Source organism: Microcoleus sp. N3A4, from assembly GCF_036701805.1.
GTDB lineage: Bacteria > Cyanobacteriota > Cyanobacteriia > Cyanobacteriales > Microcoleaceae > Microcoleus.
The window spans coordinates 60,432-77,449 of record NZ_JAUBRJ010000017.1; the positions used below are offsets into that span (position 1 = coordinate 60,432).

Here is a 17,018-nt window from a genome sequence, read left to right on the forward strand (position 1 = left end):
TGGCTGTGCGGTTCAATTCCCATGCGATCGATGCACTTTGATGGGGAGCATCCCATTTTTGCTTTCAGATCGTGGACGGTTGCATCATAATAATATATTTGGATCGTATTCAGCGCGAGCGTCTATAGCGAACGGTAGGGAGTGCGAGCGAGACGCTCGCACTCCTAAAAACGCTTTTTACCAAATTGGGATGCTCCCCTTTGATGTCAGGCCGAAGCGTGGCTTTTAACTAAATCACTGCTACTCATTACTACTGTTTTTATCTTACCCTTTTTACAGTCCCATCACCCAAAAATTGCTGTCACTTCCGCAGTTTATACCAATTTAATGTGAAGTTGCACATATCTCGATCCCCCTAAATCCCCCTTAATAAGGGGGACGAAAGAGAAGAATCTTGTCCCCCCCTTATTAAGGGGGGCTAGGCAGGGTGGATTAATTGTCATCCTAGAAATAGGTACGTAGTTGGGCTTTAGCCCTCTTTATATATACGTCTAAAGAGGGCTAAAGCCCAACTACGTACCTTTATTAATTAATATAACAGTTGCGTCCCAGACGCGAGCTTTGAGCGGTGCTTTCTGTCGTTTCAGTTTTCTTCTCCTCACAATAAAACCACCCTGCTTATTAAGGGGGGCTAGGGGGGATCGAGATATGTGCAGCCTCATACAAAATTGGTATTAGATAAAACGGATAGCCCTTTCCTTCATCCCCGTTTATCTGCCTGCATCTGCGGTTCAAAAAGAGCGATCGCCCTCACAAAGAGCGATCGAACTCCCAAACAAATTATCCTTCATCCTCAGATTTCACAGGAGCACGCCCAGAAATCACAATAAACCCAACCGATTCGAGAGTCATGTGCGGGCGGCGAATTCCAGCTAAAACCGCTTGACTCAACAAACTTTCCGTATTGATTTCATCCGCTAAAACCGATTCTAAAAGTTGTTCGGATTTAGAAAGTCGATGCAAGCGCAATTGCAATTGATTCACCCGGTTTTCGAGTTGGATTGCAGCACTGACAGCAGATCGATCGCACATTTCCACAAAAGCCGATCGCCCGCGCAGCAACTCCTCAGATACCACCCGTCCCTTTTGACAAAAATCATCCCACTCGAGCGGATCGACAAAACTATCAATAATCGACGTGCGATTTTTCGACAAATTGTAATCCCGATTCGGCCCGCCTTTCCCCTTATAAGCCCGCTGCAAAATCGCTAGAATTTCTGCATCTTCCACCAGAGACATCGGCTCGCTGCGAGCATCTACAAACACACTTTCAAAAGTTGGCAGAAACAGAGCATCAGCGCGTCGCTGCAAAGCTTTCAAATTGTAATTTTCGATATTTTGTGCTTGCAAAACTTGGTCAGCCGGCTGCACATCAGTCTGAATTGAATAATTAAACTGAAAGCCGAACCACTCCATTCCGGGCTCCGCATCCCAACTTTCATCATGCCGCCACATGGCAAAAGCTTGACCCCGATCGTCCCAGCGAATATAAGAGCCAAGTGCATCGATCAATCCCTCCCCAATTCGGTAAAGAACGACATCATTATTCTGATAAGCAATGCGGCGGTTGTAACTGCCATACTGCTGGCAATAAGGAATCAATCTGGTTCTCAAATCGTTCGAGGGAATCAACGTTTTTTGAGTAGGTTGATAGCGCAGCAGCCCCGATACACTCGGATGTTCGATTTGTTTGAAGTGGAGAGCTTGACACAACCAACCTTCCGCAGCCCGCTGCATTTCTTTATGCTTAGCATCGCAGTTGTCGAGAGATTCAAAATACTGAGAGGCGCTATCATCAAGAGTATCAATTTCATCGAGAACGTACTGTTCGTCAATTTTGATTTTCTCTTGTTCGATTTCAGTTTTAATCGCTTCAATTTCGCTGGATAAGCCCTTGCCTCCCTCAGCAAACAACTTTTCTTCAAGTTTGAGAAGTTTTTCCTCAGCATAAAACTGAAGGCTGGCAATAGATTTGTTGAAGATATCAAACCCATCTTTTACAACTTGAAACCAAGCTTCGTGGGGACTCTCTGGCAAATCCGGGCCTGCAAACAAACAAAATTGCACTCCCATTTTGCTGCCAATGCGATCGACTCTGCCGAGTCTTTGTTCTAACTGGTTGGGAAACCACGGCAAATCGAAGTGAATTAACCAATCTGTCAATTGCAGATTTACCCCTGCTTCCGCCGATCGATCGCACACTAAGATAAAACAATGGGGTTCAGTCTTAAACCGCTTGAGACTAGCCTCAACATCATCAGCCGATTTGCCCGTTTCATGGCTGGCGATCGCCTTTTTACCAAAGATTTTAGCTAAATTTTCTGCAATCTCTTTACAAGTTGCCGTAAAACTGGTAAAAATCACAATTTTCGGGAAACGCTCGCCGGGAATCGGCCGTTTAATTTGCTGTTGAATTCTCGACAGCAAATCGCGAGGATTGCTGTGATACTCGCGCGGAACCTTCAAAGCAACTGCGAGAAATCGGAGAATGGCGATTCGTAACAAACTCAGTCGATCGAGTCCTTCCTGGGGCTTTTCCAGGGTGTTCAGCAAGGTTTCCAGCATTTCCCTTTCTTCAGGAAACAGCGCAGTTTGGGTCAAAATCGCCGTGTCATTTTGTCCAAATTCGCGATCGAGTTCTGGAGTCGATTTTTTCTGCAAGCGAGCTTTGACAACCCGTTCTAAAACATTCAGCCAAGTACCAGAAGCGCGGAAAAACAGCAGAAAAATTCTCTGATATTCGCTCGACTTGGGAGCGACTGTGCGCCATTGATCGAGTACGGTTTGAATTTCCGCCCACTGTTCATCATTCAGATCGTACTCAGTTTTGGGGACAGCATCTCGATCGAAAATCACATCTTCCACTGCATCCCGGCGGTTGCGAAGAATGCGACGATGCAGGCGGTAGGTATCGCTAACGTGAGTGCGAATAGTTCGGACAAGCCGAGCCTGTTCTGCGGTTTCTTTAGTTTTCAAACAACTTTCTAACTCTGTTGCTAATCCGATTAAATAATCGTCTTTTGCAAAAAGAGTGCGGAGTTGAGCGAGTTTTGTTTGCAAAACAGCAGGCTTGGCGTTTTCTCTGAAATCCAGCAAGGTGCGGCCGATTTCCTGACGGTTTTGCACCTGTTCTTTGAAATTTTCCAGGTCATCAAGACGGTAAGTTGTCGGATCTAGCCAGTGCAGCATCGTTAGAAAATCTTGCTCGCGGCCGAGAACTGGCGTTGCAGATAATAACAATAAATTTTTGCTTTTGTGAGCGAGTTTCTGACAGAGTTCAAAGCACTGCTGCTGAGCGCGATCGCTCGAATTTGCCATTGCAGCCATATCCTGCGCTTCATCAACAATCAGAAAATCTAGGTTGGCGTTGCGGCTAATTTGATTGATGTCGCTAACAGCAACAAGCTGCACTCGGTCAGCAAAATGAGACAAATAGAATTTATTTTCCAACTCCTGCCGCCACTGTTCGAGCAAATATTTCGGAACCAGTACCACAGCGCGTCCGTTGGGTTCATCTAGCAGAAATTGGCGGAGAATTGTCCCGGCTTCTACTGTTTTTCCGAGTCCTGGTTCGTCTGCCAATAAATAGCGCACGATTGGGTCTTCTAGGACGCGCCGGACGACTTCAACTTGGTGCGGATAGAGGTCTATGTTAGCAGAAATTAAACCGGTCATGCCGCGGCTGACGGCCCGCTGTTCGATCGCAGATTGAACGAATGCCAATCGGCGATCGTGAAAATACGGCGTTTCTTGGCCTTTGACTGCTAAAATGTCGATCGGATCGGCGATCGGGATATTGCAGCGAACGTAAAGTTCGGTTTCGACAGCTTGCAAACTTTGGCTGTCGGGGAGGTCAATTTCGTACTCTAATTTATCTTCATCCCAGTCATAAACTCGCCCGATTATCCATCTTTCCTGAGTGGTACTCCAGAGGTAGCAGCGGGTTTGGCGCTGAAGTCTAGCTTCTTGCAGCAAACCCAAGGGTACAGTTTTGCGGAAGCGGTTTTTTACTGAGCAAAAATATTCAATTAGGGCATCGGTATGCGATACCTCGACAACTTTTCCGATTCCCAAATCGTTTTTGGGCGATCGAACTAACGAACCAACATCAATCATAGTTTTAGCCTAATAATACTTACTAGAATACAGCAAATCCTTTCACGTTAAAAAAATCAGCAAAAGGCGATTTTTGCCTGCGTCACTTTTCTAGTCAAATGACAGTCAATCTTGTATTATGAAAAAAATAAGTTTAGCACGGTAACTCACATATTGCACCATTCTCAAGAACGGGCAAGATGCCCGTTCCACAAAAGATAAATTTTCTTAAAGATAAATTTTCTTGTGGAACAGGCCGGAGAGCCTGTTCCTAAAAGGCTCATTGAGAATGGTGTTAGATATAAGTTAAAACTCACATCTTGCACCATTCTCAAGAACGGGCAAGATGCCCGTTCCACAAAAGATAAACTTTCTCGCTTCACAGGCCGGAGAGCCTGTTCCTAAAAGACTAATTGAGAATGGTGCAAGATATAAGGCACGGTAACTAACATTAGAAAACGTAGTGAAACAATCTCAAACCTTTGATTCAACGCCCTTGAGTGCGTGCGTAAATGCTGAATAACTAATTACGAGGAAGGAAAAATAACGCCTGGATTACCGGATTCCCATTTCGGGTATTTCTGCATAACACTGGTATAAATTTCAGACTCTGTAAACCCTGCTAACCAAGCTTGTAGCGGAGGCCAAGGCTGTTCGTTGAACCAAGTTCGATCGGTATGAGCGAATTGGCGAACAAAAGGTGCGATCGCCATATCAGCTAATGCTACATTGTTACCAAACAAATATTTAGTGGCACTTAACTGTGCATTTAGTTTGTCTAGGAATAAAGAACCTTCATAGCGATGTACTTGGGCATCAACACCTGCATAACGATCGGGGTACTTATAACGGTCAAGATGATATTTAAACCTATCATCAAATAGAGCGATTAGTTCCAGCATTTCTGCAACAGAACCTTGCTGTGGCATCAACCATTGTTCAGGATCGTGTTGTCTCAATGCCCACAACATGATGTCGATACTTTCATCCAGTACGCGCCCGTCAACATCAATCAATATCGGTACCGTACCTTTTGCTGATACCTCCAACATCTCTTGTGGTTTGTCTCGCAAAACCACTTCCCGCAACTCACACACCCGATTGCTAACCATCAAGGCCAAGCGCGCGCGCACAGCATAGGGACAGCGGCGGAAGGAATACAAAATCGGATATGTTGCTGACATATTATATGTTTAGTCGATCGCGCGATCGGGTTTTTCGGGTCAGAAACCCCGTTTTTCCGTAGATTTCTCGTCGCCAAACCAGATTTTTCGTAGAAACGGGGTTTTTTTAAGGTTAGTGAATAATCATATTAGTCGATCGCACCATCTACTTTTTCCTTCGCATCGTAGCGCGCGCCTATATGTACTTGGTTGCGACGCTTAGCAAGATCGATCTGACGTTGACGCTCAGATAAGGCTTGTTTTTTGGTTTCAGTTTTCGAGTCATGACAATGAGGACAACTCACACCAAGTACAAATAATTCAGAAGCCTTATCTTCCTCACTAATCGGGTGACGACAACCGCGACAAAGTTCATAATTACCCGACTTTAACCCCTGACTAACAGAAACCCGTTCATCAAAGACAAAACATTCACCTTCCCAACGACTTTCTGCTTCCGGCACCGTTTCCAAATATTTTAAAATTCCGCCTTCGAGATGATAGACTTCCTCAAAACCTTGACTGCGTAAAAAAGCAGTAGATTTCTCGCAGCGAATACCACCCGTGCAAAACATTGCCACTTTAGGTTTATTGCGTAAAGCAGTTTCCTGCAGCACCCATTCAGGTAACTCAGAAAAGCTTTTTGTTTTGGGATTAATAGCGCCTTCAAAAGTACCCATAGATACCTCGAAGTCGTTACGCACATCAACCACGACAACATCGGGATCGTCAAGCAGCTTATTCCACTCATCAGGCTTAACATATTTGCCAGCCATGAGGCGGGGATTAATGTCCGGTACTCCCATCGTGACGATTTCGCGCTTCAAGCGTATTTTCAGGCGGTAAAAAGGTGCTTTTTCCGAGAAAGATTCCTTGTGCACCAGATCCGCAAAACGCGGGTCACTACGCAAGAATGCCAGCACTGCGTGTACGCCCTCGGACGAGCCGGCAATAGTGCCATTGATGCCTTCTTCGGCCAGCAAGATAGTGCCTTTGACGTTGTTGTTGTTGCAACAATCGAGTAGCGGTGCTTTCAGGTCAGCAAAATCAGGTAGTTCAACGAACTTATATAAAGCAGCGGTTAAGAAAGAAGCCATAGATTGAATTGATACCACTAATTAATTTTCATAATATGAAAATTCAGTCAAAGCGGACGGTGGGACTCGAACCCGCGACGTTCAGCATCGGAAGCAGTAAGTACGACTCAGGAAACCCTATACTGGTAAAGGCTTACACCCTCCGCACAGATTTTTGTCTCCAATTTTGTCTCCAAATTGTCTCCAAACAGCTAACATTGTCCTGTCGCTTTTGCCATTTTACCATGACCCATCCCCTTAGTAGGGCTAAAAAAGGGGCGTTACACAATTGAGGGATGATTCAAGAAGGGAGGGGCACAGTCTGATGTGGCGGGAGCATCTCTGAGCGAGTAACCTTTATGAGGTTGATAGCAATCTATAAATTATCTACCGCAACCGATACAAATATAATTCTGTTTACCTTTTTTATGACCATTTTTATTAACATGAGTTGACTGACATTCAGGACATTGCATAAGCTCTGGGTTTTGTGAAGTGTTATTTTTGGGCGATCGCACTCTCAATTTATCATACCCTAATTCAGCAACGCCAAAGATGCTATTCCGTACAAAACAAAGTGTCCGAGTTTGTCATAAGGCGGATGAGCGAGAGGAAAGTTGACTAATTTCCCCGTATCTGCTATAAGCACGATACTGAGAATCATTAAAAAGTACAAAAAACCAGCAACAATCCAGAATTTGTTTGATAACTTCATCTTGTTTTTGGCAAGACCGACTAGACACAAATCAAGTCCGCGCCGCGCAAAAATAAAAACAAATCTGGTTGATTACTTATTGCATTTTTAGGGGCAGGCCTACCCGTAGCTGCGGGTTAAATTTAATTTGTTTTCACTGTCAAAACTTGCGGAGGCGACGCATCGGGCGGATAAATAAAATCCACTTCTACAAGTCGCTTTTCTCCCGATTTCATCTCTAATTTTACCAAAGGTTCCCCCTGCTGTCCCCGCCGCTGCACTAAATGCACGTAGCGAGTTTGAGGCAGTTTACTGTCATCAGTATAGCGGACTCTGACCGTCCCCCTAAAAAAAGTTTGAGGTGCCGGAGGTTCTAAAAAACTAAGTCCTCCTGAAGTTAATTTGTCTGTCTTAATTGGAGTTTGAATGGCGACAGTTACAGTTTGATTTTTGCTGGTAGAATTGTACAGCGGCAAGCTGAGACTGTATTGAATTCCGTAGTTGCCGTGGGCGCGGTATGCTGTATCTGGGTAGCGGACTAACATCCTCGCACTTTGCACTTGATTTGTGCCCAGCATTCCGCGCGGGAGGCTGCTTAATGGGTAGGAAAATGCTGTTCCGGGTTGGGGAATTGCGAGGTTTGATGTGGCCCGGTTGTCTGAGAGAAGTGCTCGCCATTCTGAACCTAATGCTACACCGGCAACTCGACCGTAAATTACTTGACCTTGGGTGATTTCTGGGGGTGTGGGAGTTCGATCGCGCGGCCCGGCTACGTTACCATTATCCAATAAGTTTTGCCATTCTGCTAAGTTGGGCGATCGCTCGTTTCCCTGTGCGTCAACTCGGGCAAACATCGCCAGACTGGCCACATAGACTGTACCATCGCTGTGCAACCGCATCAAGGTCGATCGACCGTTTAGCGGCGGTACCAATCCCCGCACCGGTATCGGATGATTCATCAACATTTGGCTTTTTCCCGGTGGAATAATTAACCCAGCCCCAAACTCTGACTGTCTCCTTCCTCTCAGAATATCATTCACGGCGCGGCTTCCCGGCCCCGCGTAAATATTGCTGTTTGAATTATCGACTTGCGGCGGCAATTCAATAAAAGGTGCATCGGGTTGACTGAGATAACTCGCAGCTTGCAATATATCTAATTTTACTGGTTTATTGCCCGGATTGTAAACAATTACTCCTTGATACAATGTTCGCAAATCTTCGGGCGCGGTTGCTTTGGCAATGTGGTGGGCAAATATGTCGAAACGTCCTTGAAACGGAAAGTTTAAATGTGCCGCCGGAAATCTTTTACCATCCGGGGGAAATGTCGAAAGCAAAATCCCTTCTTGCAGCACTACTTCGGGACTGTTGCTGTTAAATACTGGTATGTTGTCTAACTGTCCGGGGAGAGGTCGCACTTCTTGGATTTGGACGATTTCTTGAGGTGCGGGAGGGGTTTGGGCTAAGGGGATGATTGATAAAATTGGCAGCATTTTTGAGAGGAGTTTTTTTTTACCGCAGAGGGCGCAGAGGGCGCAGAGGGCGCAGAGGAAGAGAGGGAAGAGAAGAGGATGTAAACATTGGCGTCAGGGCGGGTTTTGTACTGAGATTTTGCGTACCAGTCGTAAGCTGTTGCGGCATTGAAATTGTCTGTCAAAAAAAAATCAAGTTTTGTGGGGTGGGCGTCCCGCCCGCCCTGAACATACAATTTAAATGCGCGACAGCTTAGCCGATATTGTGATTTTTACCGCGCCCACTGTTGTAATATGTAATTGTAAAACTTTTCGATATCTACTCGATCCATTGCTTGAATTTTTCGCCCTCCATTTTTAACTTTTGTGCGTCCTTGACTGATGCCTTCAGTCACAATTTCGGTTTCCGATTCTCGCAGTTGGTAAAATTCGGGATGCGCTAAATAAGCGGTTGCCAAAATGTCCCAAAAATAGTAATCTTGAGATATTGCTAGGGCATAACACTGTCCTGCTAAGTCGGAAATGGGATATTTGCGCTGTCTTGCTAAAAGATTGGAAAATTCGACTGTCAGCGGTACATTATTCGTGATGTCTAAAGGACACATGACAACGGGAATTTGGGTTTGCCAAATTCTCTTGATTGCTATCGGGTCCCAGTAAGCATTCCATTCCGCCGACATATCTTGTCCGGGTTCCATATCTTTGCTAACATTGCCGATAACATTGAGGGCGCCTCCCATCCAGACAATTTCTTGAATTTTGCTTTCAATTTCAGGCGCGATATCTAAAGCTTGCGCTACTGTTGTTAACGGCCCCGTTACCATTAATGTGACTGGTTCGGCTGCATCTTGCAAAACTCGCACCATAAAGTTTTGTCCGGGTTCTGATATTAACGGCGTGTCAATGGTTGCTTTTTCATTTAGAATGGGAAGTCGATCGACTGCAAAGGAATCTCGCCGAAATAACACCGGAAATGGATTGAGTCCCCGCACGGTACTCGCCGCCACCGGAACTTCTGAACGCCCCATCAAATCGAGGATTTTGCGCGTTGCACTCACCGCCGGTTGAATGTAGCAGTCCGCAGGAGTTACAATTACTCCCAGAGTTTCGACTTCCTCCATTGTCATCAGCAACACGACTGAGAGATAGTCGTCAACTGCACCGTCCTGATCCATGAGTACGAGTTTTTTGGACATTTTGCTTCCCCGGTGACTGAATTAGTGTAAAGTACAAATATAAATTTATTTGTTCGAGAAACACAACTGCCTCAACTATATGAATACAGTATCACCTTACGGCTCTTGGAAATCACCTATTTCTTCCGACTTAATTGTTTCTGGAACTGTCGGACTCGGACAAATTGCTATTGACGGCGATGATATTTACTGGGTTGAGGGAAGGCCTTCGGAAGCCGGGCGGAGCGTCCTCGTGCGGCGCACTCCTGATGGTAAAATCAGCGACGTGACACCCCCTCCTTTTAATGTTCGCACTCGCGTTAACGAATACGGCGGCGCTGCTTTTGCAGTTGCTGGCGGTGTTGTCTATTTTTCTCATTTTGCCGACCAACGTATTTATGCTCAAACATTAGATTCTCAACCCGAACCTCTGACTCCTGCTGCTAATTGTCGCTATGCAGATGCGATGGTTGACAAGCAAAGAAATCGCCTGATTTGCGTGCGCGAAGACCATGCAGGTGAGGGGGAACCTGTCAATACTATTGTTAGCATTAATTTAGATAACGGCGAAGATATTCAAATATTAACTCAGGGTAATGATTTTTATGCTTCCCCTCGTTTGAAACCTGACTGTTCTCAACTTTCCTGGATTTGTTGGAACCATCCCAATATGCCGTGGGATGGCACAGAGTTGTGGGTGGCTGAAATTAATGCTGATGGTTCTTTAGGTGAAAAATACTTAGTTTCTGGCGGGATTGAGGAGTCAATTTTTCAACCGGAATGGTCGCCCGATGGAGTTTTGTATTTTGTTTCTGACAAGTCGAACTGGTGGAATTTCTATAAAACAGTCAATCCCCGCTTGGGAAGGGAACAGCAAGAGGTTGAACCTTTGTGCGAAATGGCGGCTGAATTCGGACTTCCTCAGTGGGTTTTTGGAATGTCTACTTATGCCGTTGTCTCGGAGAGCAAAATTATTTGCACCTACACTCAGGAAGGTAAGTGGCATTTAGCAAGTCTCGATTTAACGACAAAGCTGTTGACAATAATTGAGACGCCTTACACTGATATTTCGTCGGTCAAAGCGCGCGGAGAAAATGTTGTTTTTCTGGCAGGTTCGCCGACAGAATCTACTGCTATTGTACAACTAAATTTAGCAACAAGTCAACGGTCAATCTTGCGCCAATCGAGCGATTTAAGCATCAATTCGGGTTATTTATCTGTACCGGAACCGCTCGAATTTCCCACGGAAAACGGTTTGACTGCTTTCGGTTTCTTCTATCCCCCGAAAAATCAAGATTTCGCAGCACCTGCGGGTGAGAAACCGCCGCTTGTCGTCAAAAGTCACGGCGGCCCAACTGCTGCTACTTCTAGCAGCATGAATTTGAAAATTCAATATTGGACGAGTCGCGGTTTTGCCGTGCTCGATGTTAATTACGGCGGCAGCACCGGTTACGGCCGAGAATACAGAAAAAGGCTGCAAGATAGTTGGGGAATTGTCGATGTTGACGACTGCGCTAACGGTGCTAAATATTTAGCTCAAAAAGGTTTAGTTGATGGCGAAAGAATGGCGATCGCCGGAGGCAGTGCAGGGGGGTACACTACGTTGTGCGCTCTTACTTTCCGCGATGTGTTTAAGGCGGGTGCGAGCTATTATGGAGTTAGCGATTTGGAAGCTTTGGCAGGGGATACTCACAAATTTGAAGCGCGCTATCTGGATGGATTAATCGGGCCTTATCCTGAAAGAAAAGATTTGTATGTAGCTCGTTCGCCCATTCATTCCGCCGAACGTTTATCTTGTCCCGTTATCTTTTTTCAAGGATTAGAAGATAAAGTGGTTCCGCCCAATCAAGCGGAAATGATGGTAGAGATATTGAAAGCTAAAGGTTTGCCGGTTGCTTATGTTGCTTATGAAGGGGAACAGCACGGTTTTCGCCGCGCTGAAAATATCAAAAGAACTCTTGACGGCGAATTCTATTTCTATTCCCGGGTGTTTAAGTTTGAGTTAGCTGAACCTGTGGAGGAAGTGCATATTTACAATCTTTAGAACTCATTAAGTTTGCAGTTGCTCTGTCTTCACTAAAACGAAACTGCAAGCTGTAGCATAAGTCGGAAATATTAAATGTGATGTAGTTCACAAACTGGGCTATTTGCTATCACAAGTTTTTGCTGTTGATTGTCACATCTTTTAAGGCAATACACTGACAAGATATTAGGGTGCGATCGCCTTTTGTTGCTGCAGAAACGCGCGATCGCGCGATGGTCGAGTAGAGAGTCAATTACTATGCAAACTCCTGTCCACCTGATTCCATCTGCTTTGGGCGAGCTGTTTGCCGAAGTCAATCATCATGGCTACATTACTTTAGCCGATCGGTACGGTTTGATGGCGGCTATTTTTGATGAAACTTTGACTGAGGAAGACAAACGCTCGATCGATCGGCTCCTGCGCTCTGTGTGCCGGGGAAGGATAAAATTAGTTAACGAACTGTCTATGATCAGGTAAGTGCCGATAATTTTAATTGACTGAAATTTAAAAAACTCAACATTAAAAAATTCCTAATTGTCTCGTAATTGAGACTTTGATTGAAGAAACACTTTTTAATTTTTGATCGAGATATAGCGGTTCTCAGAAAGATGAGGTACGTTGTTGGGCTTGGGCCCTCAAGCGTCTGGGTGGTTATGTAAGCTGTCAGTCATACCTCATCTTTTTGAGAAAGGCTATACAGCATATTCCAGGTTCATGAAGTACACTCTTCAGTTATATTGTGTGGTGTTAATTAGTAGGGTGCGTCGCTGCTTCATATTTGATAAAACTTGCAGATTGACTCCTTGGCGACGCACCTTACACGGGCGATCTCTCTTCTTGTGTGTACTACATATACATGGAATATGCTGTAGGACTTACGCCAAAAATGGACGCGCGAATTATAGCGGTAAGGTGTGCACTGCACACCTTACATAATTAGGTTCCGGGTTCACGACAGAACAGGTTTAACCTGTAGGTATAGCTGTAGCTAACTGTAACTTGTTCAAACTTTCTTCAGGCTGAAAATCCATCTGATAACTGAGTGCCGAAGGAATCCCCAGCACGCAGCAAGGAAAATTATTGCCTAGTTCCCTAACCAGCGGGTGGTTGCCAGAATTGCAGCCCAAAAATAGTAAATTTGCTGATTCTAATTCAACCACATTTCTCAGTTCTGTAGCAACCCGCCCGATGCGTAAATGAGCTTTGAATAAACCGCGCCATTCCTCAGCCAAACAGCGCGCTTGCCACAGCAGCTTATCAGCAACCTCGTACTCATTATTTTGACCCAAAATTGCTGGGAAATAATGCGGATCGCTCCAAATTTTTCGCTGGGATAGTGATTGGATTTCGGTTGGAGGTAAAGAGATCGCAGGCGCTGCACAATTAAGAGCGAATGTTTCCTCTAAATCCGACACTTTCGCCTGGGCCGCCAAGGCATTTTTCACAGCCAATTTGCAAGTATCTTCGCCGTATTTTTGGGGCGCTTCGTCGATAACGTAGACGACTTGAACTGTGACTTCTTTAGTTGTTACTAAACGAGTTTGATGCGCCATCCAAAGGGTAATGTCCAGAGCTGTTTGACTTTGGGGAGAACTGTTGTAACCGACAATAAAGTTGATAGTTTTTGCCTGTTTTGGAGCTTTTAATTTCTTAGAACTTTGCACTTGTGGCTCCGGCAGCAACACCATTTCTTCTGCTAAGTTTTGGTATCCCAATGCACTTTCAAAACGCGCTAAAATTGTTTTGAGATTCACAGGCTTGACCTCTCTTAAGTGAATTGTTTTTTCTGTCCGTCGGGTGTTATTCGTCTTGGGTAAAGTAGCGATCGAGAAAATTCAAAGCATAGTTGCGGAGTTCGTAATAATCCTTCGATTCCCGCAACTCCTGGCGATCGCGGGGGTGTGCAAACGGCACTGACAAAATCTCTCCTATTGTCGCCGCCGGGCCGTTTGTCATCAGCACAATGCGATCGGACATATAGATAGCTTCATCCACATCGTGAGTAATCATCATTGCAGCTTGTCTGTGATTTTCCCAGATATCCAGCACCTGTTTCTGCAACTTGCCGCGAGTCAGAGCATCCAGCGCTCCAAACGGTTCGTCCATCAATAACATTTTCGGTCGAATTGCCAAAGCTCGCGCAATCCCAACGCGCTGTTTCATGCCCCCTGAAATCTCGTCTGGATATTTATCGGCTGCTGCTGTTAAGTTTACCATTGCTAGGTGTTCGTTGACAAGACTAATCTTTTCGGAACGCCTAAGATTTTGCAAAACTTCATCAACTGCCAGCCGAATATTTTCGCGCACCGTCAGCCAAGGCAGCAATCCGTAGTGCTGAAATACCATCATGCGATCGGCTCCCGGTTTGCGGATTTCTTTTCCTTCCAGTGTCACCATTCCGTCACTCTGTTTTTCCAAACCTGCCACTATTTTTAGCAGCGTTGATTTGCCGCAACCAGAGTGACCGATTACGGAAATAAACTCGTTTTCTCCAATACTTAAATTGATATTTTCCAAGACGCTAAATTCTGTACCGTCACCATTTTTGTAAGACTTGAACAAATTGTCTATTTCCAGAAATAGACGATCGCTCTTGACGGAATTTTTGGTACTGGTAGAAGTAGAGGTGTATTGGCTCACGGTATTCTCCTAAAAATTAGTAAAGTGTTAATTGATTTTTCTTGCTATTGCCTAAATCCTCAAATTGGGCAGTCGGTTTCAACCGACTTTAGCTATTAGCCAGGGAATTCATTCCCTGGCGGGACATGAGGAAAAAGGCAACATCTCAAACATTAAGACTGAAAAAAAGACTGAGGGCGGTTTGCTCGAATTTCAAAACTATTCAAATAACCCACGAGATCGCTAGGATCGAATGCTTTTTTATCAATGAAAAGTTCCGCAGGTTCCACTCGGTAATCCTCCTTCGGACAATCGATCGCCATTTCGGCAACAATCTTGCGGTAAAGGTCGGTTCTCCAAGCTTTTTTAGCTAATTCCTCAGCATTTTTTGGCACTTCTTTAATCTGTCCCCAGCGAGCGGCTTGAGTCATCAACCACAGACTCTGAGACTGCCACATAAATGTTGAATGATTTCCCGGTATTTGAGGCAAATTCTTAGGAATGTCATAGAAAATAGTTGCATCTTCCGATTGTATGGTGCGCTCTTTTCCGTCAAACCCTCCATAGTTGTAGTCGCCAACTATTGCTGGTCGCGTAAATTGGTCGATCGCCCCTTTTTTCGGTTTAGCCCCCGTAAACGATCGCTCAGTCAGCAGCGCCGATATTTCACTGCGATTTTCCGGGTTGCTGCAATACTGACAAGCTTCCACCATTGCCTTAACCAGCGAGTAATAAGTCTTCGGATTTTCCTCAATGAATGATTCCATTACTCCCAAAAGGCGATCGGGATGTCCCAGCCAAACTTCCTTGCCTTGCACGAAGGTAAAACCCACTCCCAAATTGCCTTGAATTGCCCGCGTATTCCAAGGTTCTGCCACCATGTAAGCCTGCATGGCACCAATCCTGATATTAGTTACCATCTGCGGCGGCGGCACAATAATTACCCGAAATTCTTTGAACGGATCGACACCGGCCGCCGCCGATATGTAGCGGACAAAGTATTCGTAAATTGCAGAACTGAGGACAACAGCCCAAACCCTTTTTTCGGGTGGCTGACTGTCAAAAAAGGCTCGAAATTGTTTGCCAAATTCTTCAAAATTACCGCTGTATTCGTGCCACGGGCGCAAACCGAAATCCCACATAGCTTTGTTCATCGTCATGGCGTTGCCGTGGCGGTGAATTGTCATTGCTGCACACAGGGGTGCGTGACGCGCTCCTTCGGCGCCAATTCGGGCGTTTGTGACGGCGCCGGATACGACTGGGGAGGCGTCGAGGCGGCCGAAGATTAGGCCGTCGCGGGAGGTTGCCCAGCTTGCTTCGCGGTTGAGTTGGACGTTTAAACCGTATTTGCGGAAAAAACCTTTTTTCCAGGCGATCGCAAATGGCGCGCAATCGTTAACCGGCACGTATCCTACGGTTAAATTTGGTTTTTCTAATGTTCGGGAATCGACAACCGGCTTTACCGCTTCGGCTTCTTCAGTGAGTCCTTTTGCCGATCGATCCGCGCTAATTGTACAACCAGATAAAGCCATTCCCGCCGCCGCCGATCCGATTCCTTGCAAAAACTCTCGGCGCTTCCATTCATTGGAAAACTTGTCACTCATACAATTTGAGATTTGAGATTTGAGATTTGAGATTTGAAGTTGTAGTTGTAGGGTGCGTCGCCACCAACCATCACAAACAAAAATCGACCATCGATGAGCGACGCACCTTACAGTTGACAGTTGATAGTTAACTGTTCGCTGCTGACTAATGACTAATGACTGATGACTAATGACTAATGATTGATGACCGATCGATGCGTTACCAATTCCTGAACTTTGTCAACAGCAGCGTCGAGCAACAATCCAGTTAAACCAATTACAAACACCGCTAAAAATACCGAACTCAGGTTCAAACGGCTCCACTCATCCCAGACAAAAAAGCCAATTCCCACACCGCCTGTCAGCATTTCCACCGCCACAATCACCAGCCAAGCAATCCCCAAACTAATCCGCAAACCTGTAAAAATGTATGGCAAACTGGCCGGCAAAATTATCTTGGTAATCCGCCGCCACTGCGGCATTTCCAACACTCGCGCCACATCCAGATAATCCTGGGAAACGCTAGAAACTCCCAAAGCTGTGTTGATAATTGTCGGCCACAAAGAGGTGATGAATATGACAAAAATTGCCGACGGCTCTGCTAAATTAAAAATCGATAGAGCTATGGGCAGCCAAGCCAGCGGCGACACTGGTTTGAAGATTTGAATCAGCGGATTGAGCGCCATCATTGCCGGTTTCGACATCCCGATCAGAAATCCCACGGGAATCGCCACTGCTGCACCCAGCAAAAATCCCACCAACACCCGCCGCAAACTCGCTAGCAGCAGCCAGCCAATGCCTAAATCTCCAGGCCCGCGCTGGTAAAATGGATGCAATATGTAATCTAAATTAGCGATTAACGCCTGATACGGAGTGGGAATCAAATCGCTTTTGAAGCTGGCAACAATCCACCACAAGCCGAGAATTCCCAAAAAACCAGCCGCAGGCAACAAAACTGCATCTCGGATGACAACGGGTTTTACACGCTTCCACGCTGCAACTCCTGCAACTGCGATCGCAGATAAATTAAGCTGTATTGACATTTCAATCTCCTTCAGAGTCAGGGCAGGTACAAGAATCTTGAACAATACCAACCTGAGACACTGACGAAGCCAAACTAT

12 protein-coding genes and 1 pseudogene are annotated in these 17,018 nt (G+C 45.6%); 2 read left to right on the forward strand and 11 right to left on the reverse strand.

The window, feature by feature from the left end; genetic code table 11:
• Positions 1-780: 780 nt before the first annotated feature.
• The 7 genes and pseudogenes from dpdE to QUA56_RS12555 form a co-directional block, all read right to left on the reverse strand.
• Entirely contained in the window at positions 781-4,116 is a 3,336-nt protein-coding gene (gene dpdE / locus QUA56_RS12525) for a protein DpdE (protein WP_333357821.1), read from the reverse strand.
• Positions 4,117-4,622: 506 nt separating this feature from the next.
• Positions 4,623-5,279 (reverse strand): glutathione S-transferase, encoded by a 657-nt coding sequence (locus QUA56_RS12530; protein WP_333357822.1) that lies wholly within the window; start codon positions 5,277-5,279, stop codon positions 4,623-4,625.
• A gap of 128 nt (positions 5,280-5,407) precedes the next feature.
• Positions 5,408-6,373 carry an oxygen-dependent tRNA uridine(34) hydroxylase TrhO gene (gene trhO / locus QUA56_RS12535; protein WP_445242901.1) on the reverse strand — a complete coding sequence of 322 codons (966 nt, stop codon included), beginning with the start codon at positions 6,371-6,373 and terminating at the stop codon, positions 5,408-5,410.
• Positions 6,374-6,720: 347 nt separating this feature from the next.
• Positions 6,721-6,810, reverse strand: a pseudogene (locus QUA56_RS12540) (IS1/IS1595 family N-terminal zinc-binding domain-containing protein); the annotation flags it as partial.
• A 59-nt stretch (positions 6,811-6,869) separates the two neighbouring features.
• On the reverse strand, positions 6,870-7,049 hold the full coding sequence (locus tag QUA56_RS12545; protein ID WP_333357823.1) for a hypothetical protein: 180 nt from the start codon (positions 7,047-7,049) through the stop codon (positions 6,870-6,872).
• 122 nt (positions 7,050-7,171) lie between these two features.
• On the reverse strand, positions 7,172-8,518 hold the full coding sequence (locus tag QUA56_RS12550) for a DUF3370 domain-containing protein (RefSeq protein WP_333357824.1): 1,347 nt from the start codon (positions 8,516-8,518) through the stop codon (positions 7,172-7,174).
• 251 nt (positions 8,519-8,769) lie between these two features.
• Positions 8,770-9,693, reverse strand: a complete 924-nt coding sequence (locus QUA56_RS12555; RefSeq protein ID WP_333357825.1) for a nucleoside hydrolase — start codon at positions 9,691-9,693, stop codon at positions 8,770-8,772.
• Positions 9,694-9,772: 79 nt separating this feature from the next.
• Here QUA56_RS12555 and QUA56_RS12560 point away from each other — a divergent pair, with 79 nt between their 5' ends.
• Entirely contained in the window at positions 9,773-11,716 is a 1,944-nt protein-coding gene (locus QUA56_RS12560) for a S9 family peptidase (protein WP_333357826.1), read from the forward strand.
• A 237-nt stretch (positions 11,717-11,953) separates the two neighbouring features.
• Positions 11,954-12,172: a hypothetical protein gene (locus QUA56_RS12565; RefSeq protein ID WP_333357827.1), complete on the forward strand. Its 219-nt coding sequence runs from the start codon at positions 11,954-11,956 to the stop codon at positions 12,170-12,172.
• A 488-nt stretch (positions 12,173-12,660) separates the two neighbouring features.
• Here the strand turns inward: QUA56_RS12565 and QUA56_RS12570 are convergent, their stop codons facing one another.
• The 4 genes from QUA56_RS12570 to ntrB form a co-directional block, all read right to left on the reverse strand.
• Positions 12,661-13,449, reverse strand: a complete 789-nt coding sequence (locus QUA56_RS12570) for a universal stress protein (protein WP_333357828.1) — start codon at positions 13,447-13,449, stop codon at positions 12,661-12,663.
• A gap of 46 nt (positions 13,450-13,495) precedes the next feature.
• Positions 13,496-14,335, reverse strand: a complete 840-nt coding sequence (locus QUA56_RS12575) for a nitrate ABC transporter ATP-binding protein (RefSeq protein ID WP_333357829.1) — start codon at positions 14,333-14,335, stop codon at positions 13,496-13,498.
• A 152-nt stretch (positions 14,336-14,487) separates the two neighbouring features.
• The gene (locus QUA56_RS12580; RefSeq protein ID WP_333357838.1) at positions 14,488-15,918 is read right to left on the reverse strand and encodes an ABC transporter substrate-binding protein; all 1,431 of its coding nucleotides are present in this window, start codon (positions 15,916-15,918) and stop codon (positions 14,488-14,490) included.
• A gap of 173 nt (positions 15,919-16,091) precedes the next feature.
• Entirely contained in the window at positions 16,092-16,940 is an 849-nt protein-coding gene (gene ntrB / locus QUA56_RS12585) for a nitrate ABC transporter permease (RefSeq protein ID WP_333357841.1), read from the reverse strand.
• Positions 16,941-17,018 lie beyond the last annotated feature (78 nt).

Excerpts from the sequence above, each read along its gene's own strand:
- dpdE (WP_333357821.1), bottom strand. The coding sequence starts at position 4,116 with ATGATTGATGTTGGTTCGTTAGTTCGATCGCCCAAAAACGATTTGGGA.
- QUA56_RS12530 (WP_333357822.1), bottom strand. The coding sequence starts at position 5,279 with ATGTCAGCAACATATCCGATTTTGTATTCCTTCCGCCGCTGTCCCTAT.
- QUA56_RS12545 (WP_333357823.1), bottom strand. The coding sequence starts at position 7,049 with ATGAAGTTATCAAACAAATTCTGGATTGTTGCTGGTTTTTTGTACTTT.
- QUA56_RS12550 (WP_333357824.1), bottom strand. The coding sequence starts at position 8,518 with ATGCTGCCAATTTTATCAATCATCCCCTTAGCCCAAACCCCTCCCGCA.
- QUA56_RS12555 (WP_333357825.1), bottom strand. The coding sequence starts at position 9,693 with ATGTCCAAAAAACTCGTACTCATGGATCAGGACGGTGCAGTTGACGAC.
- QUA56_RS12560 (WP_333357826.1), top strand. The coding sequence starts at position 9,773 with ATGAATACAGTATCACCTTACGGCTCTTGGAAATCACCTATTTCTTCC.
- QUA56_RS12565 (WP_333357827.1), top strand. The coding sequence starts at position 11,954 with ATGCAAACTCCTGTCCACCTGATTCCATCTGCTTTGGGCGAGCTGTTT.
- QUA56_RS12580 (WP_333357838.1), bottom strand. The coding sequence starts at position 15,918 with ATGAGTGACAAGTTTTCCAATGAATGGAAGCGCCGAGAGTTTTTGCAA.
- ntrB (WP_333357841.1), bottom strand. The coding sequence starts at position 16,940 with ATGTCAATACAGCTTAATTTATCTGCGATCGCAGTTGCAGGAGTTGCA.